Genomic DNA, 26051 nt, shown 5'->3' on the forward strand with positions numbered 1-26051 from the left:
TAGTTCTTCCTTCTGACGTTATGCCCAGAATTTTCGCCGGTATCGGCTCGGTGACAGCCCGGTAAATTTTTTGAACACCTTGCAAAAGTAACTGTGATCGGAATACCCCACCATACTGCTAATTTCGGAGATGGTGACATCGTCCGAGCGCAGAAGTTCCTCTGCCTTTTCAATCCGAATTTTATTCAAATATTCGTTAAAGCCTTCTTTTTTGTGTGAAGAGAAATAACTGGACAAGTACGATGGATTAAAATGAAAATGCTTGGCTACTTCGGCAAGTCCGAGCGGCTGATCAAAGTGCTGATGCATATATTCCAGTAGCATTTTCATATTCGGATCACTTCGTTTTGCGCCCTCTCCAGTCGTGCACTCCTGTACCTCAGCCATAAACTGATCAAGTACGTTCATCGCTTCTGTCAGACTTGAAGCACCATCCACATGTTTGAAATAGGCATACTTGCTCTCTTCCAACGCAGCAGATTGCACATCCATATCCGCCAACGTAATGGTTACGTTAAAAATCAGATTGCCCAGAAAGGACTTAATTTCAAACACATCCGCAATATAATCCCGTCCCAACGTAAGGGCATGCTCCTGCAAATATTCTCTTGCCGCTTCGGTTCGATTTCGCTTCACATGCTGCAAAAACATGTTCACATTGAACTGATACCCGGCAGGGTGAAGAGGCGGAAGTTCGCCATACACCAGAATAGATCGGTCCTCATAATAAAAGCGATACTCCATTAGCTTGATCAGACGTGTTCGATATACGTCCCCCATCTCTTCAAATGAAGAGAAACTGTCGCTCAGCACCCAGCAAAGTCCGTCCTGCCCATCCTTATTCTCGCTCGCCAACTCCTTAATTCGCTGAACCATCCATTCATCCTTCGCAGGCTCAACATTAAGAAGCACCACTGGCGACGTGCCTTCGGCCGGAACGATTGCGCACTCCACATCAGGGAGCAGGTCTCGTAACCTGGACTCCAACTGCTGGTTATCCAGCTTGTGCACATGTACTTGCGTATCCTGCGGCTTATATACGAGTAGACGGAAACATCGGTGAGGAAACGTCTCCCTTATCATATGCATCTCGTTTTCTTCATCCAACGTAAAACCGGACAGCATCTTCTCCATCAGTTGTCCGAGCTTCCACCCATCATGTGAAGGCTCAAACTGCAATTCGGGAATTTTGCCAGCCGTACGCTGAAGTACTTGTAATAATTCATTGGTATCCAGTTTAGGTTTCAAAATATAGTCTGCTGCTCCATTTTGGAGCGTTGAACGTACATATTCAAATTCACTGAAGCTGCTAAGTACGATAACCTCAATCTGCGGGTGACTGGCTTTTAACGTCCGGACAAATGTTTCCCCATCCATCACAGGCATCACGATGTCCGTAATGACAATATCCGGCTGTAACGATTGTACCTGTGCAAGCCCTTCTTCCCCGTTGGAAGCTTCACCTACAATCTGAAAACCTTCAGCTTCCCAGTTCATATGGTGCTTAATGCCTTGCCTTACAAGAAACTCATCGTCAACAATCAGCACCTTACACAACCGGTTCATGACCCTTGACCCCCTTGTCTAATCTCTCTTCTATGTCTGTGCAGGTTACACCATCATAAATCGAATAGAATGGCCTCCCCGTGTTAGCGGTTACATTAATTTAAAAGTTTTGTACTTCTTTTTATATCTCAAAACGAACGTTTAAGCAATGGTAGGCATTTTGCATAAATCCATAGAGCGACTTTCAATCAGCAAGATATAGATCGAAATGCATCTATTCGTCTTTATCTTGTACCCGGGAGTGAGTTGATTCGAATAATGCAAAATGCTAACGGAAACTCTCTTTAGTGTACACTATATTTCGACAAAATAAGAAGCCCCGGTCCGCCATGAATCATTTTCGGCGAGCCAGGACTTTTTATCAATGTACGTTTAGATTAACTCCAACTTTACTTAAGTTCAGGTCTAAGGTTCGATCCCCCACTGAAGACTTCCGGCAATATATCCCGTTACTTTGTTCCAGTCAGTATAGGCTGTTTGACTTGGAGCAAAAGAATAATCATCCGTCTGAGTGTAGTTGGTCCAGTCTGTTTTGGAGAACCGTGCCTGAATTTCAGTACTTTGCCCCGCTGCCAATGAACCCGCAGAAGTTTTGAAGCCAATCTCCAGCACAGAATCTGCTCCGGTTACTGGGGTCGGCAGCGCACTAAACGTGCCTGTAACATTGTCGTTTCCAGCTGTTGCCCAGTCACAGAAAAAGTTTTGGGTTTGAGCGCCATTGATCGTATAATAGTAACGAATTTTGACATCGGAAAGATTAATGGCCGAAGTGCCTGTATTCGTTAATTTGATCTTGGGATTAATGGAGTTACCCGTTGCTGAAGTCGTTCCATTAAACATCTCAATTCGAATAGCTCCCGCAGGTACAGCCGTTGTGTCCTTAATATTCAGATTCAGGATCGCATCATTGCCTGCACTGAAATGAAAGGTTAACGCTGCGCTTCCCTTGGACAACGAAGCCAAATAGTTTTTACTCAACACAACCTGATTGCCCGATAATGTGTAATCCGTACCTGAAACCAGCGTTGTATTGCCATTACGTATTGCACTAAGCGTATTTCCGTTCAGTGTCAGCGTTACAGGAATATCTACCTGATTGCCTGTATTCTTGTCAAATTCCGCATTCACTGGTGTGATGGCCGAACTGGTCACCGGAGTCACGCCTCCACCTTCTCCACCACCATTGTTCCCACCAATGCGGTCAGCATATAAAATGCCTCGTCCATTTGTACCCAGATACACTCTTCCATATAGACGTGGATCACCTGTAATCGTGGTCACACGTGCATATTGATGCTGATTATCGTTAATCCGTACCCAATTCGCCCCACCGTCATCGGAACGGAAAAATCCACGTGTTCCGTCGATCTTTGCAATCGTGTACAGCGCGACCACATTCTTCCCAGGTGCCGCTTTACCAAAACCGATACTGTCCGCTTCCTCCACATTTGCAAGCTTGGTAAAGGTCGCTCCTGAATCGGTGGAATGCCATAGACCATATGGCCCTTCTTCTTCACTGCCACCTGCAAACCAAAGTTCGCCTTCCGTACCTGGAACAGCGTCCAGATCTGCATTTCCTTCTACCGGAAGCCCGGTAGCCGCAGATGCAGTAAAGGAGGCACCACCATTGGTGCTCACATAGACTTTACCGGCAGCAAATCCATAGAATTTGTTCGGGTTTACTCGGTCAGAGATCACTTTTGCCTGTGCAGGTATACCTGAACTCGCTGTCCATGAGTTGCCGCCAGTAGAATAATGCACTCCCTTGTCTGACGTGCTCCATACAAGTCGGTTACCATTTGCAGAGATAGCTACGGTTCCTCCTCCGGTTGTACCGGCAGGCTCTGCGTTCGCCTTATACCACGTGGTCCCACCGTCGCTGGATAAACCAATAGATTTTGCGTTCGGATCAGCACTGTAGTCTGCTTTCCCTACGCGAACCATGGTGTTGGGACTTAATTCTGCAAAATCCAGACTTTCCGTAGAAGAGTAGTTGGGACTGGTAAACATCGTAGCTGGTGCCTGATCCAGATCGTTATGACGGAATCCCGAGACATCCCCTACCCCACTTAACAAATGTGCTCCGTTTGGCGGGCTGATCAGATCCAGAACTGCGATCTCCTCGACCCCTTTGGCCATTACTGAAATATTGATTTTGTTCCCGTCATCCCAGTCTGTCAGATTTTTCGTTCCGTAGATGGTCGCACCTGTTCCATACATCATGCGGTCAGAGTCAAACGGGTCAATCTCCAGATCGCCAATCATCCAGCCCAGCTTTGGAGAAACTTCAGGCGGTGCAGGATTCGTCCCAAAGGTCAACCAAGGAGCGGCCGAAATATCCTGTGTATAGCGCATTTTACGGTTTGGATATCCTTCAAATTCCCAAATGCGGGTCCAAGTAGCTCCACTGTCCGTACTGCGGAACAAATTGGCATCAGGCCACCAGGAGTTGAGGGTTGCCACCATCAGTGTACCAGGATGCTGAGCATCTACAGCCAGTCCGCCGTATCCAAAGTAATTGTCCGTGCTGCTGCTTGGTACTGGACTAATGTTGGTCCATACTCCTGTAGTTGTATTTAATTTCCAGAGGTCTCCCTTTTCCCCATCATAAGGGCCCGCACCATCGCTGTAAGAGATATAAAGATTTCCATTGGCATCCAGTTCTCCGTGATGAGGCAAATACCCTGTAGGCTGTCCAGCAACAGCAGTCCACGTTGCGCCTCCATTCGTACTGCGGTATATACTTTGATTTTTGTCGGCTACCCCGACATAGATGGTCTGTGTTGCCTGTCCAGCAGAACCTGTTGATTTGTCAAATGTGATCCAAGAAAGACCCACGATGTCACTCGTATACTCATAAGACGGATCTTCCACATACGTACCCGGATTCGGGAAGCTCGTTACTTTGTTCCACGTTACGCCGTAATCCGTACTTTTCCAGAGTCCGTTGCCACTGCGTGCACCAAAATACAAAATGCTATTTTTATTCGGATCAACGGTCAGGCGTTCCCCCATGGAACGTCCCGGCATGTTACCTCCGACTTTGAACGGAAAAGTTGTTGTCTGCCAAGTATCACCGCGATCCGTAGAGCGCAGGATGGAACCGTTGTTATTGTCCCAAGAATTCGTGTACGTGCCGACAGCCATATACACTCGATTGGGGTCAACCGGGTCTGTTGCCAGCGCATCGACTCCGTTTTTGTTCCAGTCATCCCAGCCGACAAAATCGGTGAGTGGAATCCAACTCTCATTCGCAGGATTCCAGCGATAGGCTCCCCCAATATCCGTCCGGGCATAGATCAAATCTTTCTCTGACTCATTGAAAATAATCCCCGGTACAAAACCTCCACCTGCCCCGGTCACGACATTTTTCCACTGGTATGGATCACTAGGTGCCGCATGTGTTGTTCCAGCGAGTACTCCCAACGAAACTGCTGCAACAGCAACCGTGAGGCTCATCACCCGCAGCTTTCCCAAAAACGTTTTCATAATTACTTAGCCTCCTCTTCAATATGTTCATCGCATCCGGTAAACCCCGCTGTGTCATCATGTTGATGAGTGCAGTGTCAGACATTTAATGCATTGGATCAGACAACCAGCCCCACCTCCTCTCCAATTTTATAAAACGCTTTCATAAATCAAATTACGATTACCATCCATTGGATTATACTTGCAATAAATAACATTCGATGGCAATTAAAAATCCCCTTCTGCTCCAATTTATTTTTTGTGATTTTTTCTGCGTATCGCTTTTAAAAATATAAAAAAAGAATGCTGTTTAAAACAGCATCCTTCTTCATTGATAAATATTTTATAGACGAAGAACAACGTTCTAGTAACACGGTCCTTCTCTCATTTCGTATCCGACTTTGCTGCTCCCCCGCCAAATGCGTAGGTTTTCTGCCCTTTCACACCCGGTCTGACTACAAATAGAGATCCAGCATTCGGCGTCTCTGTCAGCCGCTCTTCTCGAATACCAATGCGAGCAGTCGTAATATATAAGTCCTCCAATTCAGGTCCTCCGAAACAGCAGGATGTCACCTGATCTGCAGGTACCTCAATCTGTTGCATCAGCTCTGCTGTATGCGGATTCCAACGAGTGACTCTTCCTCCGCCCCAGTGGGCAACCCACAGCATTCCCTCACTGTCTACAGTCATTCCATCCGGATAGCCAAATTCTTCCGGTATAGCAATTACACTTGTCCGGTTTGTTATCTCTCCAGCAGCCAAATCAAAATCAAAACGGTCAATGGATCGTGTCGGCGTATCAATGTAATACATATTTTGTTGATCCGGGCTCCAGCCCAAACCATTGGATGTGGATACATCCCTGAACAACGTTCGAACAGGCTGTCCTTCCTCCAGACAATAAAATGCCCCCGCCTTGCTTTCATTGTTCATACTCATCGTCCCTGCCCAGAAGCGTCCAAGAGCGTCACACTTCCCGTCATTGAAACGGTTGTTGTCCTTGCCTTTCTCCGGATCTTCAATCGGCTGTAACTCTCTCGTGAGCAAGTTATAGGTGTGGAAGCCACTTCGCAAAGCAACGACAACCTCATCATCATGGTATGGCACAACCGCACCTACATGCTCGCCAACATCATAAGTTCGATCCTCTCCTGTAGCCAGAACGTATACATGGATCTTATAGCTTTCAATATCCACCCATAATAATCGATTGTGTTCAGCATCCCAGCTTGGACCTTCGCCCAACAGTGCCGGGGTATGTACTGCAATGTTCAAATCGCTCATGCCATCACGTCCTTTTTAAGATTTGACGCCGCCTGACCATTCGAAACCAATAGCATCCAAGAACGCTTTGGAAAGCACCATATGGCCTGTTGCATCGGGATGAACCCGATCGTAAGTCAGCACAGACGTATAGAAATGATCCCAGAATGGAGTAAATGCAGCCTGAGTATCCACGAAAATGGCGTCATATTCAGCAGCTACTCTACGAACAGCCTCTCCGTATATATCCATCGTAGCCCGCATCGGATCTTCCGGATTGGCTTCCAAATAATAAGGAGACATCAGAACAAGTCCTTTCAACCCAGGACGAACAGAAGCAACCAGATCTCGTAGTGTGGATTCATACTCTTCCAGAAAAACTTGCGAGTCTGTGGATAACGGATTGTCAAATTGACGCCATACATCATTGATCCCGATCATGATTGTTAGCCAATCTGGTTTGAGATCTAGCACATCTCGGTCCCAGCGCTGCTTCAAATCACGGATCGTATTCCCACTATTACCCACATTCTGAATCCGTAACATCAATTCCGGGTAGATGGAGCGCAGCAAGGCATACACTTGCGCCACATAGCCATGCCCCAGTCCAGAACTACCTTCACCAACAGGATGTTCACGGCCACAATCTGTGATTGAATCTCCGATAAAAAGCAGCTTATCATTCTTTTGCAATTTCATTATCGTTTTCTCCTTCGCTCTCATAAGCGTTAAAATATGTGAGTTCACTCGTATTCATATTTCATATTCAGGAAAGACATAGATCAGCCAGGTGCCGGGTTACCACCCTTGATTCTTAAGCCAGGTCAGGCACAGATCAGACCAGGCCCGAACGGCATGGTCATCCTCTGCCAATCCCAAACCATGTGAACCTTTTTCAAATACATGCAAGTCATAAGGAATGCCGTGTGCACCCAGGGCAATCGCGTAACGCAAACTGTTCTCTACAGGGACCGCCTGATCATCACTCGTATGCCAGATGAATGCTTCAGGAGCGTCGGCTCTCACCTGCTGCTCCGCACTGAAAGCCTTGATCTGTTCAGCAGACACATCTGGCCCAAGCAGATTTTCACGAGAACCGGCATGTCCATAGGAGTCCATCGTAATTACCGGATAACAAAGAATAACCCGATCCGGACGCGAACTCTCCCGTTCAATAGGGTCTTCATTATCTGGTTGGCCCTCGTCATACAAGGTTCCCAACGTGGCTGTAAGATGACCGCCCGCCGAGAAACCAAGCACGGCAATTTTGGAAGGCTGAATGCCATATTGCTCGGCATGAGCCCGTACATAACGGATCGCACGCTGACCATCTGTCATGGGTGCCGGATGCTGGTGAGGCGCCACACGGTATTTCAGCACAAATGCGCTAATTCCCGCACGGTTCAGCAATTCAGCGATTGGAGCTCCTTCATGATCGGCCAAAAATCCATAGCCTCCACCTGGACAGATAATGACAGCGCTCTCGGAACCAGGCTGAATAAATGGAATCAGATGGGGCATTTCATCCTCATGACCCTTGGCCGCATAAGGTGCTGCATGGTCCCACAATGGTATAGTTGATGTCACTTCAATCATCCTCTCTAAGTTGAACGGATACGTTGATCCGTATAGTCATTTTCCAATCTAAGGAATCGATATCATCATAACGGGTAGCACCCTTGCGCATCAATACCTTCCTGGCATCACTTTTTGTTCAATTTGTAACAGGTTACACGGAATCCTCATGCTTGAACAGTGTTTTATAGCACATTTGTACCTCAGACGGATTAATATAACGTTCGATACTGCTCCGGAGTTACGCCTTCAATCCGCCGAAATGTAGCCACAAAATGACTCGCATCCCGAAAACCAACCTTCGCTGCCGTTTCCTTGACGGTCAGTTTGCTGTCCCCTGTCATCCATTCTTTCGATTTGCGAATACGGAGGAGAATGAAATAACTGTAGGCGGTCATACCAAAAGATTGTTTAAAAAGAGTATTCAGATGCCTAGGCGTAATGCCGGGTATGGCGGCCATCTGTTCAAGACCGATTTCGGGATCGGCATAGTGTTCATTCATAAACGAAATTAACGGAGCCAGCCGTTCCACGGCATGGGAAATTGAAGAACGACTGCCCGTCATGCCATGTTTTTTGAGCAAAATCAGAAATCGATACATGTCCGCTGACGCTTCCAACCCGGATAAATCCTGGTCACTGCTGATGGAACCCAGCACTTCCCTGCCATAGTATTCAAGCGGGCTCTCTGAATCCCACTGGTGAAGGGCTGCCTCCCCCAAACCAAGCGACTCTGTAATGGCCGGGCACTGGCCGCCTCCAAATGTAATGTAAAGTGTCTCCCATTCTCCTTGCGAGCGTACATACTCGTGCGGCTCATTCGGCGGTAGCAAAATGCCGGAAGTCTCTCCCAGCAGTACAGTGGAACCTGCAAACTTGAACTCTCCAGCTCCCTTCACCGTCTGAAGCCAGTGATAACAAGGATATCCGGCAGGTCTGTACACATTCTCCTGATTGCCGTTATACCCTATACTTTCGATGTAGAGCGGAAGCGGCTGATCGCGTGGGGTCATAAAATAGCGCCGATGATCGGGTGTGATGAGCATAGGGATTCTCTCCTTTGAACAAAAACCAAAATTACAGTTCCATATTCTTATATGTTTCATTACTTTTCTTATATTTTAAAAGTCATATCCATCATATAGTATAGATTTATTCTTATACAAGAGGTGAACACATTTGATTAGCAGCAAGTTACCCAAAATGTTCTACGGCGGCGACTATAACCCTGAACAATGGGATCATGAGACACATCTTGAAGATCTGCGCATGTTCCAATTGGCAGGTATTGATATTGCGACCATCAACGTATTTTCATGGGCACTGATTCAGCCTGATGAAGTTACTTATAATTTTGAAGGACTCGACCAGTTAATTAATAGTCTCTATGAAAGCGGTGTTTACATTTGTCTCGCGACAAGCACTGCTGCCCATCCAGCATGGATGGCGAAGAAATACCCGGATGTACTGCGTGTGGATGCCGATGGACGCAAACGCAAATTCGGTGGACGGCATAACTCCTGTCCGAATAGCCCAACCTACCGCAAATACTCCGAGAAAATTGCAGACAAGCTGGCGGAACGTTACAAGGATCACCCGGCTGTGCTTGTATGGCATATCTCCAACGAATATGGCGGCGACTGTTATTGTGATAACTGCGAGAAAGCGTTCCGCGTGTATCTCAAAGAACGTTATCAGACCCTGGAGCAGCTCAACAAGGCATGGAACACCAATTTCTGGGGGCACACATTCTACGATTGGGATGAGATTGTACTGCCAAGCAATCTGAGTGAGCACTGGGGAAACAACAATTCCACCTTCCAGGGCATCTCGCTTGATTACTCCCGCTTCAACTCCGACAGTATGCTTGATTGTTACCGTCTGGAATATGATGCGATCAAAAAACATATCCCGGATTCGGTCGTTACAACCAATCTGATGGGATTCTTCAAACAGCTGGATTATTTCAAATGGGCTAAATATATGGATATCGTCTCCTGGGACAGCTATCCGGGTCTTGCGACTCCGGTAAGTTTCACAGCTATGGCTCATGATCTGATGCGTGGATTGAAGGACGGACAGCCGTTCATGCTCATGGAGCAGACACCAAGCCAGCAAAACTGGCAGCCTTATAACTCATTGAAACGCCCAGGCGTTATGCGCCTGTGGAGCTACCAGTCCGTTGCTCATGGCGCGGATACGATCATGTTCTTCCAGCTCCGCCGTTCGGTTGGCGCCTGCGAGAAATATCACGGTGCAGTTATTGAACATGTCGGCCATGAACATACCCGTGTATTCCGTGAAGTCGCGGAGCTGGGCAAGGAATTGCAGTTGCTGGGAGACAAAACGCTGGATGCTACCGTGGATGCCAAAGTGGCGATTGTGTTTGACTGGGATAACTGGTGGGCAATCGAGAAATCCAGCGGGCCTACGGTTGCACTGAACTATGTAGATCAAATTCACAAATACTACGCTGCCTTCTTCCGCCGCAACATTCAGGTGGACATCGTTAGTGTGGATACCGATATCAGCAAATACGACATCGTGCTCGCTCCGGTACTCTATATGGTTAAACCAGGCTTTGCGGCCAAGCTGGAGAAGTATGTTGAAGCAGGCGGTACATTCCTGACAACCTTCTTCAGTGGTATCGTCAATGAGAGTGACATCGTAACAACCGGTGGTTATCCTGGCGAACTTCGCAAACTGCTCGGTATCTGGGTCGAAGAAATTGATGCACTGCTGCCTGAGCAAAGAAACCGTATTGTCATGAAAGAGGCTTATGGGGATCTTGAAGGAGAATTTGGTTGCGGCATGTTGTGTGACTTGCTGCACAGTGAAGGTGCAGATATCATTGCCGAGTACGGGGACGATTTCTACAAAGGCATGCCTGTGGTAACCCGTAACACCTTTGGTCAAGGTGAAGCCTGGTATGTAGCTTCCGATCCGGAAGATCGATTCCTGGACGGCTTGCTGGGACAACTGGCTGCAAACAAAAATATTGCTTCTCTTCTGGATACTCCAGAAGGTGTTGAAGTGACTGCTCGTACCAAGGATGGACAACAGTACCTGTTTGTCATGAATCACAATGCTACCACTCAATCCTATGATTTGGGCAAAGCTAAGGCTCATGATTTGCTCACAGATCGGTCACTTTCAGGTACGATCGAGATTGAAGGACGTGGTGTGCAGCTGCTTGAAATGAAATAATATTCGAAAATTAATGATACAACATGTTACATGGAAATCGCACCGATCACTATCCGTGGCTTAAAAACGTGTCAATTGTTAAAATTTAAAGTATTATATGATTGAACTTGTTTCAATCTGCTACTTCCCGTATCCGTTTAGACCGGATACGGGTTTTTGTCATTATTTGTGAGGCTATCGGTTAGAAGGAAATACCGAGAAGCGAAGCGAATTGGACGAGACACACAATTTAACGACGCCCCGCCGGGAAAAGGAAGCGACCCTCCTAAAGTAGGCGCTGCACTGTAAAAAATAAATAATATAATGCTGCGAAATATTGGTGACAATCATGATGTCACTTATACACTGCTACAATGAGAGGAACACTCCAGCATCCTTTCCGGCGGCGCAACCCTCGAAACGGAGTGGCTGACATGAATAGAACAAATCGGCTTGCCGCCATCGTTATGGCATTGCAGCACGGTCACGAAACGGCACATTCACTTGCAGAAAAGTTTGAAGTTTCCCGCCGTACCATCCTGCGGGATATCCAATCTCTCTCAGAGATGAATGTCCCGATCATTGCTATCTCCGGTCCCGGAGGCGGCTTCAGACTTATGGAGGGGTATGTACTGCCCCCACTGCAATTAGACCCGGTTGAAGCAGCTACTCTCATCTTTGCTCTCGAAGGCCTAAGCCATTATGCAGATACCCCTTTTCAAGAGAAACGCTGGACATTAATGGACAAAATCAAAAGCATTATTCCGGATGATGTCAAAGCAAGGATGGACCCCATGCTCAAACAACTGCAGCATGATGTTCCCGAGCGAAACTACATCCTTCATCATCTGGAACCGCTTCTGGCTTGTATCCCGGAACAAGGGTGGCTGCGTATGTTGTACCGCTCTGCTTCCCGTCAACGCTGGCTAACAATCTGCCCCATTCGAGTCTATGCTTCAGCCGGTTTCTGGTATTGTGAAGCGTATTCGGAGGAGCACGGTGAACAGCGCCTGTTCAGGGCAGACCGCATTCTGGACGTTACGCCAGTTGAGCTGCTTGAATCACAACAGCTGGCAGAAAAGGCAAAGCGACAGCGCAGCAAACCGAAATCTCCCGATCCTTCTCCGACCCGTGTTACCGCACGTCTGAGTTACAGCGGAATGATCGAGGCAGAACAGGACAAGCATATTGGAGAACGGATGACCGAGATTGCTCCGGATGTCTGGGAACTGTCCTTTCTTTGCCCTCCTGGTGAGTGGGCCTGGGCTGTACGATTCTTTTATCGACTTGGACGTGAAGCAGAAGTACTTGAACCCGAGAACCTCCGCTGCGATATTCGCAAACATGCCGAGGAAGTCTACCAGAAGTATCTTACTTCCAACAATAATCGTTGTAACACACGCTAAAAAGGAGCCTGCCAAATCATGATGAATGAGCATGAATCGATCGTTACTTACGAAGAAGCTGTGCAGCGAATAGAGGCTGTGGGACTGCTCCCACTCGCCCCTTTATTTCCTGAATACCCTTCATTGTCCTCTATAACGCCTCAAGAAAACTGGCACAAGGATAACGAGCTTGATCCTTGGTTGTGGCGTTCACGTCTGGCTGAGGAAGGGATCGCTGCCTACGGCAAATTTCTCAAAAAGAAAGCCATTCTTGTCTCACGCGAATATTTCCCATGGGTGCACCGTCTGCTAGCGGACTCCAGAGTCATGGAAGAACAATATGACGCGGGTCTCCTCTCTCGAGAAGCATTCAAACTGTATGAGATAATCGAGAAGCAGGAGGGGATTGATGGACGGAAATTACGTTCACTGGCAGGTTTTGGAGCCAAAGAGGACAAAAAAGTATTTGACCAGGGGCTGCTGGACCTTCAAAGCATGTGTGCCATTGTCATCTGCGGCACCAAAGAAAAAGAAGGCCTCGCTGAAGGCAAGGTGGCTTGGAACAGCTCTGCTTATGAGACCTCAGGCTGCTGGATGAAGCGTCAAGGTATTGAACCGTTTGAGGGCAGCGTTGCAGATGCGAGCGAACTTCTGGTACAACAATTGGAGAAACACACTTCTGCTGCCGCACTGACCAAAATCAAAAAATCCTTTGCCATAAAGTGATTGAAACGCCCTTTGAACAACAAATCCCGGTAGCCGAAGAGGGCCACCGGGATTTATTGTATATACTTTTACCATACATGCAACAGATATAAAGCAACGAACGAATACAATTACAGGATGACTCCATCCTTGAATATCGCAATTTCCCGAAATCCATGCTGCTCGCTGAGTGTATGCGCCCGTCCTGAAGCAATATCGATCAGTTGGCTGAACAGCTGCACTTTCACGTCCTCCATCATCTTCCCTTCCAGCAGTTGACCTGCGTTAAAGTCGATCCAGTGCTTTTTCCGATTTGCGAGGTCAGATTGGGTTGCAATTTTGACGGTAGGTACCGGGCCTCCAAACGGCGTTCCGCGACCTGTCGTGAAAAGAACAATGTGCGCACCCGCAGCTGACAGTGCTGTAACAGACACGAGATCATTCCCCGGAGCTTCCACAATGTTCAGGCCGGTTTGAGTGACACGTTTGCCGTAACGAAGTACATCAACTACGGAAGAACGTCCTCCCTTTTGCGTACATCCCAAAGACTTTTCTTCCAACGTGGTAATCCCGCCTGCTTTATTCCCTGGTGAAGGATTTTCATATATATTCTGACCGTGGTTCACAAAGTATTGTTTGAAACCGTTCACCAAGTCTACCAAATCATCAAATACTTGCTCATTGGCCGCCCGATTCATCAGAATGGTCTCTGCACCAAACATCTCGGGAACTTCGGTCAATATGGCCGTACCGCCGGCAGCAACCAGCATATCCGCAACGGAGCCTACGAGCGGGTTCGCCGTAATCCCGGACAGACCGTCCGAACCGCCGCACTTCAATCCAATTTTGAGCTTGCTCAAAGGTAGCGGCTGACGCTGTTCATGTTCGACGAGCTCCACGAGCTCTTCCATCAGACGCAGTCCTTCCTCAAGTTCGTCATCTGTTTCCTGTGCTTTGAGAAAACGGACTTTCCCCTGATATTCCGGTGCGATACATTCGCGGAACTGTTCTACCTGGTTATTTTCGCAACCTAGACCAATGACCAGCACGCCGCCAGCATTCGGGTGTTCCACCAGGGAAGCCAATACCTGCTGCGTATATTTCAGGTCATCTCCAAGCTGCGAGCAGCCGAACGGGTGTGGGAAATGATATACGCCATCCACCCTGCTGCCGAACTGAGACTGCCCCATCCGAGCCAAAGCCTCACACACTTTATTAATGCAGCCGACCGTATTTACAATCCAGATTTCATTACGAATACCTGCTTCACCGTTAGGGCGCAGATACCCATCAAATGAACGCAGATGTTCAGGAGGCATGTCAGTCTGGACAGGTGGTCCCGGCTGATACTGGTATTCAAGTAAACCGTGAAGTCCTGTTTTTAGATTGTGACTGTGAATCCAGCTACCCTGTTCGATCTGTTCCTTGGCTATCCCAATGGAAAAACCATATTTCATCACATCCTCACCCGGTGCGAGGGTATGCACAGCAATTTTATGGCCTTTGGGTACGTCTTCCCTTAATGTAAAAGCAGTGCTGTCTGGCAGGGTAATATGTTCCCCTTTTACATAATCCCGAAGAGCTATAATGACATCATCCTGCGGTTGAATCGCGATCCAGTCATTAACTGTACGTGTTGTGTTCATTAACTCTCACCTTCCAGCAAACCAATTTCGTGAACGAGTGCTTCGCGAAGCCCCTCTCGATCATCCAGATTCTCTCCCCAGATCGATACATCAGATAATACAGCAGCGACACTCTGGTCTAATTGCTGCTTATCCCGCTTCAAAGGATCATAACTATCCCAATGCTTGGCGAGTGCAGCCAGTACATCCGCATCATCCCGAAGCAGGACAGATTCACCGTTCAGTCGCTGTGCCATATAACCATCCGGCGTGTTCACTGGACGATACAGACACAATAATCCCGCAAACCCCTTTACGAGCCGGTAAGGCCAGGTTCCCTGATTTTGCTCATAGGCCAAAAGTGTAGGCAACACACGGACCTTGAACTTTCCTACTGTATTTAATGCAATATCCTGCAGCTTGTGATTAATATACGGATTGAGGAAACGTTCAAACACTTCCCCTGCGTACTGATCCAGATTATGATCCGGCATATCCAGTGCAGGCACGATCTCCTGATGTACCGCTTCTCTGACCCAAGAGCCAAACTCTGGGTCTTCCATCGTCTCTCTCACATATTCCTTGCCTTGCAGAATGCCGAGCGATGACATGAGAGTATGAGCACCATTCAGAATACGAACTTTGCGCAACTGAAAAGGTTTCAAATCCTTCACCCAATGTACGTTGAGCCCCGCCTGTTTCAGGGGGAGTTTCTTGTCCAGTACTTCATCTGCCTGAATGGCCCAGAAATGATATGGCTCAGCCGTATTGACCAGTTGATCCTCGTATCCCCAGCGATTGGTCAGGGAATCGGCTTCTTCCGTAGTCGGTGCACCCGTGACAATCCGGTCAACCAGATTGTTCAGGAACAAGTTATGGTTCTCAATCCATGAACGAAAGCCTTCAGAATAACCAAAATCCTCACTATGCCGCAGCACACAACTGCGCAGTACATCCCCGTTGCCCTCAAGCAACTCACACGGCAGGTGAATCAATCCTCGGGAAGGGTCCCCATCAAACCGCAGATAACGTTGATGCAAGAAGACTGTCAGTTTACCTGGAAACGATTCTACCGGCTCACACTGCGTGTACTCTGAATACGTATATTTCAATCCCGATTCGGTTGTATTGGAGATGACAAACTCTAGGGAGGGCAATTCCGCTAGTTTCAGAAAATCCTGCCATTCTTCGTACGGATTAATACACTGTGAAAAAATCGAGATCATTTCTGTACGCTCCACCGCTTTTCCCTGTGACAGTCCCCGGGTAATCATCGTGTACAATCCATCCTGATCACGAATTTGTTCCAGCTTTGCCTTTCCCCCAGGTCGAGGTTGGGTCACGGCAACACTGCCATGGAATTTGCCTTGTCTGGCACTTTCATGAAGCATCCAGTCTACAAACCCACGCAAAAAGTTGCCTTCCCCAATCTGTAGTACCTTTACGGGACGTTCCATCACTTCTTTGCACTTGCGCTGGTTATCACTTCCAAGCAGATTCAGCTTTAGCCGTGGTCTTTTCGTGCTCGCCGACATGAACACTCACCTCATCGTTTTATTTGTCAATATCAGATGTCACGCTGCACAGAAACAGCTGCTTACACTTCCATTGAAAACGCTTTAAATTCATTGTATCATCAATAAAAGGAAATTTAATTGCTTATATTGCGGTAAATGTACTCTTTCATGATCAGATGTAACCACTTTTTTCTAAGCACTGTTTTGAAAGGAGATCGAATGGAACGTTCGCCCGTTCGTACAACCATTCAGGCGGAATCGGGGATTCCCTTTCGTCTGGTGTATGCAGATACCAAGTCCCCCCAGAACGAGTTGCCGGATCATCTTCATGACTGGCATGAAATTATTTATGTATATCGGGGTCAGGGCACCATTTTCATTGATACTGGTCTTGAAGACATGCAGGAGGGCGATTTGTTTATCATTCCTGGCAGCACGGTACACCGCGCATTACCGGATGCCGGAAATCCGGTGACTTCGTCGGCCTTGTTCTTCAGCCCAGGATTACTGGCCTCCACAGCGGGAGGCAGTGCGTCAGCCATGCTCTCTCTATTTGAACGCTGCCGCAAACGCAGGGTGTACAAGAGGCATCTGGAAGCCACGGAGCAAGCACAGGTGGCTGCATTAATTGACGACATTCATGCAGAATTCCAGTTAGAACATCACCTGAGTGCCCACGCCGCTCTGCTGCGGTTGCAGCTCTTACTTATATATCTGGAGCGATTGGAGGCAGTTGGTCCTGCAAGTCCTGCCAGAACTGTTCCTGGACCAAGCTGGCTCTCCTCTACACTGGCTCATATGGATGAAGAGCTGCGCAGTGGCCTTTCCTTGCCGGAACTGGCACGGCAAGCAGCCGTATCCCCGGCGCACTTCAGCCGTGCCTTCAAAAGGTATACCGGCATGACACTAACTGACTATGCATTGGCCCGCCGGGTCATTATGGCAAAAGAGCATCTGCTTCGAAGTGATGAGACGATGGCCGTTGTTGCCGATGCTTGCGGTTTTGAGAGCCTGCCCCATTTTTATAGACAATTCAAGAAACTGACGGGTACCACACCCGCTGCCTACCGTAAAACCATGAAGAATCAGGATCAAACGTGATTGTCACGACATCCTGAAATGTAGAGATTTGTCTGTGTGTAACATATTCTTCCATACTATTCGTGTGGTATGTTATAATACTGAATTACAATGTCGGAAACGATGCGTTTCTGCTGCCAGAGGAGCCTTACATCCCATGTTAAACGAATTGAATCGCAGAAATATCGGCATCTTCGCACACGTCGATGCAGGGAAAACAACAACGACAGAACATATGTTATTTCAAAGCGGTGTCGTACGCAGTCCAGGTCGCGTAGATGACGGAACTACAGCCACAGACTCTCTGGATATTGAAAAGGAACGAGGCATTTCCGTGCAGGCAGCTATGACCTCTTTGATCTGGAAAGATACGATTATTGATCTGATTGATACGCCGGGACATATCGATTTCAGCTCTGAGGTAGAGCGAGCCCTGCGTGTTATGGACGGAGCCGTACTGATTGTGTCCGCCGTGGAAGGGGTCCAATCCCAAAGCGAGACCATCTGGCATGCTCTCCGCTCGCTTGGAATTCCTACCCTGATTTATATGAACAAAATGGATCGGGTTGGTGCCTCTGCTGAGACGGTTATTGATCAGATCCGCTCCAGCCTATCTCCTTTCGTATGCGAGGTCCAATCCTTTCGTATGAATGAAGATGTATTTGAGGGCATTGACTCCTTATGGAATGAGAGCCAAACGCAAGTGAAGGGTTCTTCTTCATCTATCCCTGGCCTTTTTGAATTACTTGCCGAACTGGACGAAGATTTGATGGAAGCCTACATTAATGGTGAAACGCTGCCTGCTGACCAGCTAGATGAATCATTTCGCAAAAAGGTGCATCAGGGTGAAGTGTTCCCCATTTGTTATGGTGCTTCTGGCAAAGGGATCGGCGTAACGGAACTGTTGGATGCCATCATCGAATTTCTTCCAGCACCTGCACAGCCTCAAGAACCTTCAGTATCCGGGGTTGTATTCAAAATTGAACGGGATAAAACGATGGGCCGTACAGCCTATGTTCGCATGTATGGTGGCAGCGTGCATAATCGGGATACGATCTATAACTCCACTCGGAAGCTGGAAGAGAAAGTGACACAGATTCGCCGAATGGATGGTCGGAAATGGGCGGATACCGGTGCTGTTCATGCCGGACAGATCGCCGCACTGTACGGACTAAGCGAAACCCATGTTGGTGATATTATTGGCAGCCCCGAAGGTGTGCCTCCTGTACCCCAGCTGGCTGTTCCCTTGTTGACCGTGCAGGTCCATGGTAAAGACACAGCTCGTTATCCTGACCTTGTAGCGGCATTGCAAGAGCTGACGGATGAAGATCCTCTACTCGATTTGCAATGGTTGCCTGAAGAACGGGAACTGCATCTTAAAGTCATGGGAACCATTCAGCTTGAGATTCTGTCCAGCCTGTTGATGAGTCGTTTCGGACTGGATGTCGTATTTGACCCACCGTCCGTCATCTATAAGGAAACCCCTCGTTCTTCCGGGGAAGGATTCATCGCATATACGATGCCCAAGCCCTGCTGGGCCATTCTTCGATTCAGCATTGAGCCTTTGCCACGTGGCAGCGGTCTGATCTACTCATCCACTGTCCGGACAGATCATCTCCTGCTCCGTTATCAGAATGAAGTAGAACGCCGTATTCCCGAAGCGCTATCTCAGGGTTTGTTGGGGTGGGAAGTTACCGACCTGCGCATTACGCTAATCGAAGGAGAGCACCATGTCTGGCATACCCATCCCCTGGATTTTGTAGTAGCTACGCCGATGGGAATTATGGATGGGTTGGCAAACACAGGTACAACCCTGCTGGAACCCATCCTGAATTTCCGGTTAACGGTTCCGGAGGAGTACGGCGGCAAAGCGCTTAGTGATCTGGTACATATGCGAGCAACCTTTGAAGCGCCGATCATCGGAGGCGGACGATGCATCGTTGAAGGACGTATGCCTCTGGCAAGCTCCATGGATTATCCGGTGAAGCTGCGTTCAGAGACGAGCGGACGCGGGGTACTCACGACTTCTTTTGCCGGGTACCAGGATTGCCCTTCGGATCAGACCCATACGCGGAAGCGCAGAGGAGTTAACCCGCTGGACCAATCCAAATATATTTTAAGTGTTCGAAATGCGATTACATCATAAATGGAGTTGACTTTGTCGTGCTGATTAAATTTCTAATCTTTGGCCTGCTGTGGCGGATTGTAGGCAATCCATTCTTGGCGGTTATTATTTTCCTCATCATTCTGTATTTCCTGGATCGTCGCTATGTTGGGGTGATGCCAAGCTTCATGAAGCCACTTAAACGTATGCGTAACATCTCACGGCTCCGGCAGCAGCTTGCCATGAGTCCGAATGAAGTCTCTTCCAAGCTGGATCTGGCCCGTCTGTTGATTGAACGCAAACGTTATAGCGAAGCTCATGCCTTGCTGCTGGAACTGGAGCGTCCTTATGAACAATCAGCCGAATATTGGGAGGCGCTAGGCACAACTGAACTCCATCTGGGCCAAACGGAAGAAGGCGAGCGTCATATTTTGCAGGCACTGGATATTAATCCAAGGGTGAAATATGGACGTCCTTATCTGACACTTGCAGGTGCATTCAAGGATAGCCACCGGGACAAAGCGCTGGCATACGTTCAGCAATTCCAAGAGATTCATTCCTCATCCAGTGAAGCGTATTATCTGCTCGGCTCGGTGTACCGCTCCCTTGGACGTACCGCAGATGCCAAGCAAGCCTATGAGCAATCACTGAACGTGTATCGCTCCCTGCCAAAATATAAGAAGCGCCAGGAACGTCGCTGGGCTGTTCGCAGCTGGTTCCGCAAGCGTGGACTGTAAGGGTACTTGATTACGTTAGATTGGACATTGGATTCGACGTCGTGAATTTGCAATGAACGCATCCCTTCCATTCATTCGTGATAAAAATTTCACCAAATAAAAAGAGCACTGATTCTTGCCTCAAGGCAGAAATCAGTGCTCTTTTGTTATACATCCACATGTTGCAGAGTTAAATCAGCAGCTTACGCAGCCGTTCCTCATTACCTTTCATCCAGTCTATCCGATCCCTCAGCTTCCTGATTTGCTGCACAGCCACTTCAGGCCCATCTGTACCTTCGAACAATCGACTGATAAAATGCATCACCACATCCAGACTTCGAAGTAAAATAAGCGCTGGAATCACGTCCAGCTCCTCTGGTTTTAAGTTGACCTGTTGCCTGAATCCCTGAATCATTCCCTCCAAAGCCTCCCACATCCATGCCTGCTCCTTGTCCATCGTCAGCAGGTCAGACATGGGCACAGCAAGCTCCATTACCCGCAGATCCCATGTGGCAAATTCAAAATCCAAAATAGCACATATGATATCCTGAGAGTCTGCCAATACATTGGATGCATTCAAATCCCCATGGACCAATTGATGTGGCAAAAGCTCCATACCTCGCAGCGTATTGAATAAGTCTGGCAATACAACTTTCAGCTTCTGCAGATCATCTGCACATGCCATCAGCGTATCCGGGGGTGAGGTGCATAGTTGTAACAATTTCTCCGGTGAACAGAGCGGGTAAGCCTCCTGAATCTGATAATAGGGCGGATAAACGGGAGCCAGGGATATGGGAATGTGCGCCATAACGGAAGACAGCATGCCAGCCGCCCTGCCCAGTCCGCGCAGCTGCTCTGGTGTATTCCACACGGGATTATGTCCCTCACGATAATGGAACAACGTCACAATTTTGCTACGGCCCGAGGAACGATCCTGCACAGCTAGAAATGTTGCATGCTTATCAACAGGAAGGCTAACGGGCGTAGGCACATGAAGCTCAAACTCTGAACGTGACAAGGCAGACAGCACCTCATGTTCAAAAGCAATTTTCATTTGATCATTATGCGTTTCATACTGCCTCAGCACGTAACATTCTTCGTCTATCTCTACCATGAAGGTAGAGTTGTTCATGCCTCCCTTTCCACGCTGAGCTTTCCAGTTGGACGTGAAGCCATATGAGGATAAAACGGTGGATATGAGCTGCTGTTCTGAATCATTTAGGGAACCTGAATCGATGATGTGCACCAAAAATAACTCCTTTACCTCAGATAATACAACCTCTATATGTCCTCATCTTAACGGAAGTATTTCTTACGGTCTAGTCAGCTCCAAGTGAATACTCATTCTAAGCTTAACTGCCTGCTGATCAGGCAAATGGATAGTATCCTGTACGATTCAGCTGTTCTGCAATCACGCGATAGCCTTTTGCATTTGGATGAACCCTGTCCCAAAATAACAGTTCACGTTCACGCCCTTCAAACCGGTCATAGACCTGAGCACAGGCATAGTTCCCCGATCCTGCACTATTCAGAAAGGAATTATACTGCCGCACCCAATATGCAGCTTCCGCCGCTTGTGGATACGGGTTGTACAACCCAATCGTACGGACCATATATACACTGTTTCCTTTCAACTGCCGGATATGCCTCATAATCTGGGACACGTTACTGCGAGTATCCCCAAGCACCTGTGTCATTTTACTTGCATTCGGGATCCCGCCACTTGCTTTGAATGTACGAATGAGATCGTTCCCACCAATAGACAACGTAATAATATCCGCCTCACGCAGTGATTGGCGTACTCTTGGATTGTTGGATATCATCTGCAGCATTTCCCCTGACGTAAGTCCATTCACGCCCAAATTCTCCATGGATACAAACGTACGCACATTCGTTTCTGCCATTCTCCGATATAAAGGAACAAAGCCGGTGCCCAGCAGCGCTCCTGTACCTACCGTTAATGAATCTCCTATAGCCACATATCGATATACCATCCCGCCGCCCCTCTCTGCTGTGTTATAAACCACTCCATATACAATTCCTATATATCGTATGAGAGTAACGGAGACAAGGCGCGGGATGGTGTCCGTAGGCATACACATTTATTTGTCCGTTTCATAAAAGATTGTTCAAAACAACACAGAAAGCCCCGCCGGGGATCCAGCGGGGCTTTCATATATCATTACATTACATGCCTATATTACGATCCGAATCAACGGAATCTGCCTGTTCCTTGTTCGGGAATGGCCACCAGTTGGCACGGCCAAACATTTTCACCATTACAGGAACGAAGAATGGTAGGAATAGCAGAGAATACAAGATCAGTCCGCTGAGTACAACCGTCGCAATTTGCATCATCGAAAGAACTCCCGATGGATACATTGCGGCAAAGGTACCACTCAGAATGACGGCTGCAGACAGGATGACCGTACCCATGTTTTTCATGGCGTACAGTATGGCATCCTGGACTCTCATACCTTTGTTCTCATTGAAACGGTCCATCAGGAAGATGCTGTAATCCACACCCAGTGCAATCAGCATGACAAAGCCGAAGAACGGCGTAACCCAACTGATACCCGAGAACCCAAGTATATTCACAAAGATCGCTTCAGTCAGGGCCATCGATGTGAAATACGCCAGCAGCAACGAGACGATCAGATACAGCGGCATAATAACTGAACGGAGCAGCAGAACCAGAATGATAAACGTTCCTGCAAGCATCAGCATAACTGTGCGCGTGTAGTCGTTGTTGGAGACTTCCTGCAGATCTGCAAAGGTACTAGTTACCCCACCAATTGCAATATCCGCTTTTTCAAGTGCACTACCTTGTACGGCACGATGTACAGCAGCTTCAATATCCGGAACACGATCAATCGCTTCAGTTCCATATGGATTTTCCGCAAAAATAACGTCAATCGTCATCGTTTTCCGATCTTTGGACAGATACGTATCGAATACCTGTGTAAAGTCTTTACTATTCAGTGCTTCTTCAGGAACATACCAGCCTGCCAGATCGGAATCAGGAGAGTTTTGCAATTGTGTCAGGTAGTCCTGTGCTGAATCGAGTCCACCTGAAACCTGTTCGATTCCATCTACACTCTGATTAAGACCATCTGTCAATTGAGTCAGTTGACCACTCAGATCCGAGAAGCCTTGCTGAATTTTCTCTTGGCCGCCCTGAAGCTGACCAAGTCCTTTCTGAATTGAAGGAATTTCACTAATCACTTTACCTTGACCGTCAGCGGCCTGTTTGAGACCGGATTGCAACTGACTGATTCCCGTCACAATCTGACCCAGACCATCGGCAAGTGCCTTCTGTCCGGAAGCTGCGGAGGCAAAGCCAACGTTCGCCTGATTAATTCCAGCCGCGGCTTCTCCCAGCTTGGTTTGAATTTGACCCAAACCTTGAGCAAGCTGTGCCGTGCCGGTACCTGTTTCACCAAGGGTGCCTTTGACCCGCTGATAATCGGCGTCTTGCAGCAAATCAGGATAGCGCTCTTCAAGCGCTGTGAACGATTCATTCAAGCTGGTCAACGCTGTAGATACACCTTTGAGTTGTTGTTGCAGTTCACCTACACCATCACCCAGCGCTGCGACACCTGCTCCTGCCTGACGATAGGCTTGAAGCAGCTGATTGTTGGCCTGTGCAAGTTGATCTGCACTCGTTTTGGCTTTCTGCAGACCTGCTTTTAGATCACCGGCACCCGAGGAGCCGTCACGAATTCCTTTTTCAATCTGCTGAAGTCCTTCCGACAACTGTGTAATACCAGACTGCAGTTGGGAAGTACCTTTGGTCAGTTCTCCAGCCCCATCCGCAGCTTCTTTAAGTTGTGGTTCATTTTTGCTTAACTGACTGCTGGCTTCGCTCAGGCCATCACGGATTTTATCCAGACCCGTTTTACCTTCGCCCAAACCATCAGACAATGTCCCTACTTGTTGTGTCACTTCAAAATCCTTGATCTCATCACCGGTTGGACGTGTCATACTGCGGACACCAGAGATCCCTGGCACCTTCTCCACTTCCCGGCTGATTTTTTCAGCGAGCGCCATGTACTTGGCGTTATCCATAGCTTCATCATTCTGGATCACGACCTGACCTGGTAAAGATTCACCCGGACCGAAGCTGTCCGAAATGATATTGAATGCTTTGACCGAATCATATTTCTCACCAATCTCATCGAGACTGTTGAACGACAGTTTGCCATCGTAAGTTGCCAGCAAAGGCACACATACCGCTGCAACGATGAGCAGGGCTGCCCATGGACGTTTTAGGGAGAAACGGCCGGCTGCACCATAAATCTTGCTCTCGGCATGTTCCAGTGAACCCTTGGAAGGCCAGAACAACCTTTTGCCCAGTACTGCCATGAAAAATGGAACAATCGTGACTAATGCCAGCATCATCACCGCAATACCGACAGCAACTGCTACCGCGGAACGATACAACATAAACTGCGCAAAACCAATGGCAATGAATCCAACCAGCACGGCCAGTGCTGAGAAGAATACCGTTTTGCCTGCTGTGCGGTACGTTGCAATAATGGCATCCCAAGTATTTTCATGATGAGCCAATTCTTCCTTAAACCGGCTAATCAACAGGATGCAATAGTCCGTACCGATCCCGAACATGACTGCCACCATAAAGATCTGCGTAAACGTCGATATAGGGAAGTCAAGTCCGTCCACAAGGAACGCGACAATCTGCTGTGAAACAATGTAGCTGATTCCCACCGTAAGCAGTGGAACAAATGGAGCGACAAAAGAGCGGAATACAAGAAACAAGATGAGCAAAATAAATACTACAGTAATGTACTCCGATTTTTTGAGTCCTTCTTGGGAACTTTCCACCGTATCCTCATCAATCAAACCTTTACCGGTTATGTAATGCTCCACATTGACCGATGACAAAGCTTCATTGAGGTCTTCGCGCATTTCCTTGACTGTACGGTCTCCCTGATCAATAGAAAGCGACGTCAAGATCGTCTTGCCATCCGCAGAGATCATTTTGTCTGATAATTCAGGCTGAGAGAAAGGTTCCAGTATGGACAGAATGCCAAGCTTCTCCTTTTCTGCCTCCAGTTTCTTAACGGCCTGTTCTGCCTCTTCTTTACCCTCGGCACCCAAACCATCCGGATTATAAAAGACAAGAGCCAACTGGCTGCCCTGCTGCTCACCCTTTTGTGCTGCAGCTTCTTCCAAAATCGCGGCTGCCTGGGTGGAAGAGTGTCCTTCAGGAACCGAAAACTGCCCCTTTTCCCGAATCAATTCACTCATGTTAGGGGCGGTGAACATTAATACAGCAGCCACAACAACCCATAGCCCCATCAACCACCATCGCGCTTTCAAAATCGTTCTCATTCGTTCTCCTGTCCTCCTTCATGCGTTAGTAGAGCTGCCAGCTTCTCAAAAGATTCAATGAAATTCTGAACCTCTTCCGGTTTGAAATGGACCAAATACGGCTCCAGAAGCTGCTGTATTTCCTGTTCCGTTTCCTTGTATACTTCACGTCCATTGTCTGTCAGAGTCAAATAGACCACTCTACGGTCGCGCTCATCCCCGGCCCGATGGACCAGATCCCGATCCACCAGCTTGTTAACCAGAGCAGTGATACTGCTCTTGCCCACACATAAAAGCTCTGCCAGATCAGAGGGCGTGCATAACGGCTTCTCTTCGATCAAACGAAGTGCACAGAACTGATCAGTAGTAATCGTTTGCCCCAAGCGTTCACGTATCTGGGTATCAAACCGTTTGGTTACCAGGAAAGAAGCATCCAAATAGCGGTTAACCAAACTTCTAGCATCTGGTGTGTTCATTCTTCATTCTCCTTCCCTCAAAATATAGTTCACTTATAGAACTATTCTCCA

18 protein-coding genes are annotated in these 26051 nt (G+C 47.9%); 6 read left to right on the top strand and 12 right to left on the bottom strand.

Translation table 11 applies throughout. From position 1 onward, the window contains the following. Nucleotides 1-18: 18 nt before the first annotated feature. The 6 genes from ACR1R9_RS16330 to ACR1R9_RS16355 all read right to left on the bottom strand — a co-directional run bounded on the left by ACR1R9_RS16330 (nucleotide 19) and on the right by ACR1R9_RS16355 (nucleotide 8918). Nucleotides 19-1566 (bottom strand): response regulator transcription factor, encoded by a 1548-nt coding sequence (locus tag ACR1R9_RS16330; protein WP_433923187.1) that lies wholly within the window; start codon nucleotides 1564-1566, stop codon nucleotides 19-21. Nucleotides 1567-1971: 405 nt separating this feature from the next. Further along, nucleotides 1972-5055: a X2-like carbohydrate binding domain-containing protein gene (locus tag ACR1R9_RS16335; RefSeq protein WP_433923186.1), complete on the bottom strand. Its 3084-nt coding sequence runs from the start codon at nucleotides 5053-5055 to the stop codon at nucleotides 1972-1974. A gap of 363 nt (nucleotides 5056-5418) precedes the next feature. Next, nucleotides 5419-6318 carry an SMP-30/gluconolactonase/LRE family protein gene (locus ACR1R9_RS16340; protein ID WP_433923185.1) on the bottom strand — a complete coding sequence of 300 codons (900 nt, stop codon included), beginning with the start codon at nucleotides 6316-6318 and terminating at the stop codon, nucleotides 5419-5421. A 15-nt stretch (nucleotides 6319-6333) separates the two neighbouring features. Beyond that, nucleotides 6334-6996: an SGNH/GDSL hydrolase family protein gene (locus tag ACR1R9_RS16345; protein WP_090895847.1), complete on the bottom strand. Its 663-nt coding sequence runs from the start codon at nucleotides 6994-6996 to the stop codon at nucleotides 6334-6336. Nucleotides 6997-7095: 99 nt separating this feature from the next. Next, nucleotides 7096-7884: an alpha/beta hydrolase gene (locus tag ACR1R9_RS16350; protein WP_433923184.1), complete on the bottom strand. Its 789-nt coding sequence runs from the start codon at nucleotides 7882-7884 to the stop codon at nucleotides 7096-7098. 200 nt (nucleotides 7885-8084) lie between these two features. Next, nucleotides 8085-8918, bottom strand: a complete 834-nt coding sequence (locus tag ACR1R9_RS16355) for an AraC family transcriptional regulator (protein WP_310852587.1) — start codon at nucleotides 8916-8918, stop codon at nucleotides 8085-8087. Nucleotides 8919-9051: 133 nt separating this feature from the next. On the opposite strand from ACR1R9_RS16355, the gene ACR1R9_RS16360 reads away from it, so the two are divergent. The 3 genes from ACR1R9_RS16360 (at nucleotide 9052) to ACR1R9_RS16370 (ending at nucleotide 13169) form a co-directional block, all read left to right on the top strand. Further along, nucleotides 9052-11079: a beta-galactosidase gene (locus tag ACR1R9_RS16360; protein WP_433923183.1), complete on the top strand. Its 2028-nt coding sequence runs from the start codon at nucleotides 9052-9054 to the stop codon at nucleotides 11077-11079. A gap of 413 nt (nucleotides 11080-11492) precedes the next feature. Then, the gene (locus tag ACR1R9_RS16365; protein WP_076289462.1) at nucleotides 11493-12464 is read left to right on the top strand and encodes a helix-turn-helix transcriptional regulator; all 972 of its coding nucleotides are present in this window, start codon (nucleotides 11493-11495) and stop codon (nucleotides 12462-12464) included. 18 nt (nucleotides 12465-12482) lie between these two features. Next, nucleotides 12483-13169 carry an AlkZ-related protein gene (locus ACR1R9_RS16370; protein WP_257219318.1) on the top strand — a complete coding sequence of 229 codons (687 nt, stop codon included), beginning with the start codon at nucleotides 12483-12485 and terminating at the stop codon, nucleotides 13167-13169. A gap of 110 nt (nucleotides 13170-13279) precedes the next feature. Here ACR1R9_RS16370 and ACR1R9_RS16375 read toward each other — a convergent pair whose 3' ends face one another. Both ACR1R9_RS16375 and ACR1R9_RS16380 read right to left on the bottom strand, forming a co-directional pair. Continuing rightward, the gene (locus ACR1R9_RS16375) at nucleotides 13280-14794 is read right to left on the bottom strand and encodes a UxaA family hydrolase (protein ID WP_433923182.1); all 1515 of its coding nucleotides are present in this window, start codon (nucleotides 14792-14794) and stop codon (nucleotides 13280-13282) included. Further along, nucleotides 14794-16308: a tagaturonate reductase gene (locus ACR1R9_RS16380; RefSeq protein WP_433923181.1), complete on the bottom strand. Its 1515-nt coding sequence runs from the start codon at nucleotides 16306-16308 to the stop codon at nucleotides 14794-14796. The genes ACR1R9_RS16375 and ACR1R9_RS16380 overlap by 1 nt, the downstream gene beginning before the upstream one ends. A 201-nt stretch (nucleotides 16309-16509) precedes the next feature. Here ACR1R9_RS16380 and ACR1R9_RS16385 point away from each other — a divergent pair, with 201 nt between their 5' ends. The 3 genes from ACR1R9_RS16385 (at nucleotide 16510) to ACR1R9_RS16395 (ending at nucleotide 20211) form a co-directional block, all read left to right on the top strand. Further along, the gene (locus tag ACR1R9_RS16385; protein WP_175381554.1) at nucleotides 16510-17391 is read left to right on the top strand and encodes an AraC family transcriptional regulator; all 882 of its coding nucleotides are present in this window, start codon (nucleotides 16510-16512) and stop codon (nucleotides 17389-17391) included. Nucleotides 17392-17527: 136 nt separating this feature from the next. Beyond that, entirely contained in the window at nucleotides 17528-19516 is a 1989-nt protein-coding gene (locus tag ACR1R9_RS16390) for a GTP-binding protein (RefSeq protein ID WP_433923180.1), read from the top strand. 17 nt (nucleotides 19517-19533) lie between these two features. Continuing rightward, a complete protein-coding gene (locus tag ACR1R9_RS16395) occupies nucleotides 19534-20211 on the top strand; it encodes a tetratricopeptide repeat protein (protein ID WP_076289456.1) in 678 nt (225 codons plus the stop codon). Nucleotides 20212-20380: 169 nt separating this feature from the next. On the opposite strand, the gene ACR1R9_RS16400 is transcribed toward ACR1R9_RS16395, so the two are convergent. The 4 genes from ACR1R9_RS16400 to ACR1R9_RS16415 form a co-directional block, all read right to left on the bottom strand. Beyond that, nucleotides 20381-21436, bottom strand: a complete 1056-nt coding sequence (locus ACR1R9_RS16400; RefSeq protein ID WP_433923179.1) for a phosphotransferase — start codon at nucleotides 21434-21436, stop codon at nucleotides 20381-20383. Nucleotides 21437-21557: 121 nt separating this feature from the next. Next, entirely contained in the window at nucleotides 21558-22184 is a 627-nt protein-coding gene (locus ACR1R9_RS16405; RefSeq protein WP_076289455.1) for a GDSL-type esterase/lipase family protein, read from the bottom strand. A 193-nt stretch (nucleotides 22185-22377) separates the two neighbouring features. Next, nucleotides 22378-25545 carry an MMPL family transporter gene (locus tag ACR1R9_RS16410; RefSeq protein WP_433923178.1) on the bottom strand — a complete coding sequence of 1056 codons (3168 nt, stop codon included), beginning with the start codon at nucleotides 25543-25545 and terminating at the stop codon, nucleotides 22378-22380. Then, complete coding sequence (locus ACR1R9_RS16415) at nucleotides 25542-26000, bottom strand: MarR family winged helix-turn-helix transcriptional regulator (RefSeq protein ID WP_076289453.1); 459 nt, start codon at nucleotides 25998-26000, stop codon at nucleotides 25542-25544. The genes ACR1R9_RS16410 and ACR1R9_RS16415 overlap by 4 nt, the downstream gene beginning before the upstream one ends. Nucleotides 26001-26051 lie beyond the last annotated feature (51 nt).

The sequence above is a fragment of the Paenibacillus taichungensis genome (assembly GCF_050994985.1).
Classification (GTDB): Bacteria; Bacillota; Bacilli; order Paenibacillales; family Paenibacillaceae; genus Paenibacillus; species Paenibacillus taichungensis.

Bases quoted from the DNA above. Each gene is read 5' to 3' on its own strand.
- ACR1R9_RS16330 (WP_433923187.1), bottom strand. From the start codon at position 1,566: ATGAACCGGTTGTGTAAGGTGCTGATTGTTGACGATGAGTTTCTTGTA.
- ACR1R9_RS16335 (WP_433923186.1), bottom strand. From the start codon at position 5,055: ATGAAAACGTTTTTGGGAAAGCTGCGGGTGATGAGCCTCACGGTTGCT.
- ACR1R9_RS16340 (WP_433923185.1), bottom strand. From the start codon at position 6,318: ATGAGCGATTTGAACATTGCAGTACATACCCCGGCACTGTTGGGCGAA.
- ACR1R9_RS16345 (WP_090895847.1), bottom strand. From the start codon at position 6,996: ATGAAATTGCAAAAGAATGATAAGCTGCTTTTTATCGGAGATTCAATC.
- ACR1R9_RS16355 (WP_310852587.1), bottom strand. From the start codon at position 8,918: ATGCTCATCACACCCGATCATCGGCGCTATTTTATGACCCCACGCGAT.
- ACR1R9_RS16365 (WP_076289462.1), top strand. From the start codon at position 11,493: ATGAATAGAACAAATCGGCTTGCCGCCATCGTTATGGCATTGCAGCAC.
- ACR1R9_RS16370 (WP_257219318.1), top strand. From the start codon at position 12,483: ATGATGAATGAGCATGAATCGATCGTTACTTACGAAGAAGCTGTGCAG.
- ACR1R9_RS16375 (WP_433923182.1), bottom strand. From the start codon at position 14,794: ATGAACACAACACGTACAGTTAATGACTGGATCGCGATTCAACCGCAG.
- ACR1R9_RS16380 (WP_433923181.1), bottom strand. From the start codon at position 16,308: ATGTCGGCGAGCACGAAAAGACCACGGCTAAAGCTGAATCTGCTTGGA.
- ACR1R9_RS16385 (WP_175381554.1), top strand. From the start codon at position 16,510: ATGGAACGTTCGCCCGTTCGTACAACCATTCAGGCGGAATCGGGGATT.
- ACR1R9_RS16390 (WP_433923180.1), top strand. From the start codon at position 17,528: ATGTTAAACGAATTGAATCGCAGAAATATCGGCATCTTCGCACACGTC.
- ACR1R9_RS16405 (WP_076289455.1), bottom strand. From the start codon at position 22,184: ATGGTATATCGATATGTGGCTATAGGAGATTCATTAACGGTAGGTACA.
- ACR1R9_RS16410 (WP_433923178.1), bottom strand. From the start codon at position 25,545: ATGAGAACGATTTTGAAAGCGCGATGGTGGTTGATGGGGCTATGGGTT.
- ACR1R9_RS16415 (WP_076289453.1), bottom strand. From the start codon at position 26,000: ATGAACACACCAGATGCTAGAAGTTTGGTTAACCGCTATTTGGATGCT.